Origin of the sequence: uncultured Agitococcus sp. (assembly GCF_937920075.1) — a bacterium.
GTDB lineage: Bacteria > Pseudomonadota > Gammaproteobacteria > Pseudomonadales > Moraxellaceae > Agitococcus.
Genome location: NZ_CALETI010000183.1, coordinates 1 through 3375, shown reverse-complemented (window position 1 = coordinate 3375; position 3375 = coordinate 1). Strand labels below are relative to the sequence as shown.

The 3375-nt window shown below is 39.3% G+C and carries 1 protein-coding gene; it reads left to right on the top strand.

The annotated features are described in order from the left end of the window. A partial coding sequence (locus Q0212_RS07040; protein ID WP_297923948.1) for a cadherin-like domain-containing protein occupies nucleotides 1–3375 on the top strand: 3375 nt, incomplete at both ends.

The window sequence follows — 3375 nt, the reverse complement described above, 5'->3', positions numbered from 1 at the left end:
GCCATTATCGGCACAGAGCTTAATGATGAATTAATCGGTACAACGAATAACGATTATATCGCTAGTTTGGCAGGTGATGATGTATTAAATGGTGATGCAGGTATTGATACGATTGAAGCGGATTTAGGTAATGATACGTTGAATGGTGGATTGGATAACGATTATTTATATGGAGGAGAAGGAAATGATGTATTGAATGGAGATGAGGGTAATGATGAGTTATATGGAGATGATGGAGATGATACCTTAAGTGGAGGTTTAGGGATTGATTTGTTAAAGGGAGGTTTAGGGAATGATATTTTATATGGAGGAGATGCAGGAGGTAGTTTGTTTGGTGAAGGAGGCAATGACCAATTATATGCCAGTAATAACACTCAAAACCCATGGATATCTACTAATTTAGATGGAGGAGAAGGGGATGATGTTTTAACAGGAGGTATAGGGCAAGATACTTTATCAGGTGGTAATGGTAATGACACCTTGTTTGGGGGAGATGGCGATGATTACATACGTGAATATGGGAGTGGAGTCAAATTTATAGATGGTGGTAAAGGCAATGATTCAATAGAAGTTTATGGTTATATAGCTGATGGGCAAGTTGGTCATACGGTGATTGGAGGAGAAGGAAATGATTATATTAATGGAGGTAGTGGATATTTTTATGGTAATGAAGGTAATGATAATATAAGTGGTAGTGGTTTATTAGATGGTGGGGTGGATAATGATAGCCTAAGAGGTTTAGGCAATGCAGATACCTATATTTTTGGACGAGATTATGGTGTTGATACAATTACCGACCAGCCTATTTACATCTTAAGTGATGGCACAACACAAGGTATGACTAATACCATTCAATTATTAGAGGGCGTTGTTGAGTCGGATATTATTTTGAATCGCATTGGGCCGAATTTACTATTGTTGATACAAGGTACAACAGACCAGTTAATTATTAATAACTATTTTAATGGGCAAGTATATCCTCCATCTGCTGGATTAGGCTTCATAGAAATTTCTTATCAAAACTTCAACATCCAATTTAATAATGGCACAACGTGGGATAAAACCGCTATTCGTGCCAAAGTCCTCGAAACCGCCATTATTGGCACAGCAGGCAACGACACCCTTGTTGGTGGAGACACCAACGACTCTATCAGTGGTGGTGCAGGTAATGACAGCATTGATGCAGGCGCAGGTAATGACCTGATTGAAGGTGGTACAGGGGCAGATACCCTCAATGGCGGTGCTGGTGATGATACCTATGTTGCCGATGGCTCAGACACCATTAACGAAACACCTGATGGTGGTACAGACACCATACAAACGCCTGATGATATTACTTTACCCGATAATGTTGAAAATCTAAATCAAACAGGGTCAGGCAACACAACAGGTACAGGCAACAATCTTGATAATACTATGACAGGCAATACAGGTAATAATCAACTCGATGGCACAGCAGGTAATGACACCTTAACGGGTGGTACAGGTGCTGATACATTGCTTGGTGGTTTGGGTGATGATGTATTAAATGGCAGTGATGGTAATGATGTATTTATTGGAGGTGCAGGTAACGACATTATTTCAGGTGGCAGAGGCAGCGATACCGTTTACTTTAATTTAGGTGATGGTAACGACATCATAGACAATCAAACAGATGATATTAATACAACCACAGATGTTTTAGTGTTTGGGCAAGGTATTGCATTAAATGATTTAACCTTTATGCGTTATAACAATAGTGCTGATTCTACCGTGCTAATTAATGGTACAACCGACAGTATTTTAGTCAAAAACTATTTTAGCCAACCCCAGTATTACAACAATATTCAACTGCATTTTGCCGATGGTACAGTCGTCACTTATCAGCAGCTTTTGCATATGGGCTATGTTAATCAAGGTGATGATAGCAATAATGCTCTCAATGGTTTTTGGGGAAATGATACGCTGATTGGCGGTTTAGGAGATGACACGTTAATAGGAGGTTTAGGTACAGATAGTTATCAATTAGGCTTAGGTGATGACACAGTTATATATCACTACAATCAAGATGGTGGAGATTATGTTGCTGACGATTTAACAAACGAGCAAATAAATGCTGGCATCAGCGATGGTATTGATACTTATAAAATATTCAATGTTCCTAATTCCCCAGTCATTCAATTTGGTATTGAGGCTAATACCGAGCGTTATCCAAATTTGGTACTAACAATTGGAGATAATAATGTTAATTTAGGCACTCAGTTTGCGGATGATTGGCGAGATTCAGTATCAGTTGGATGGCAAGGTATTTATATCGAAAATTTCTTTACGCGTAATCCCGCAGGTTCAAATAATGGAACTCCTGTATTAACGGCGGCATCCGCTCAAGATGTGTTTGTTTTTTACTCTGATGATGGCGTGACTGAAATTAATCGTCTCACTGGTCAAGAAATTTACGACTTTTATTTTGCTCCACAAAATCATGCACCTGCTCAAACCGAAGCTCTTGCCATTTTAGCAAATGGCATAGAAGATACTACATATACATTATTTGCCAGTGATTTATTACAAGGCTACACCGATGCTGATGGTGATACGTTAAGTGTGATCAATTTACAAGCAACTCATGGTAGCTTAGTAGATAATCAAAACGGCACTTACTCTTTTACACCCAATGCTAACTTTAATGGCGCAGTCAATTTAAGTTATCAGGTGAGTGATGGACACGGTGGCATAGCTGAGGCAAGCAATAGCTTTGTTTTAGATGCAGTAAATGATATACCGTTTATATCTAATATGAGTGGTGAAGTGGGTGAGGATGGATTTATCACAGGTGGAGGAGGATATTATGATGTAGAGGGAGATGTGCTAAGTTATCGTATTATTGGAGATGTTCCTGAGGGGTTTGTGTTAGACGGCAACAACGGTGCATTTGGGTTTTCTTACACACCAACAGTAGCAGATCAAACTTTAAAAGTAGGTGAAAGCAAGCAGCTTAGTGTTCAATATGTGGCTAATGATGGTCAAGCAGACAGTTTACCTGCAACAATTCAAATAACTATTAATGGCGTGAATGATGCTCCAACAGGTAGTGCAATTGTTACATTGCCAAACGCGACGGCAAACACCACCTACACTCTATTAGCTACTGATTTACTGCAAGGCTTTAGTGATGTTGATGGCGATGTATTAAGCATCATCAATTTACAAGCGACGAATGGTGTTTTAACAGACAATCAAAATGGTACTTACAGCTTTACACCAGATGCCAATTTTAATGGCACGGTTGACTTGAGCTATCAAGTAAGTGATGGACGTGGTGGCATAGCCGAAGCTGCTAAGAGTTTTGTTTTAAGTGCGGTCAATGATTTACCTGTATTAACAGGTGTCCAAGCT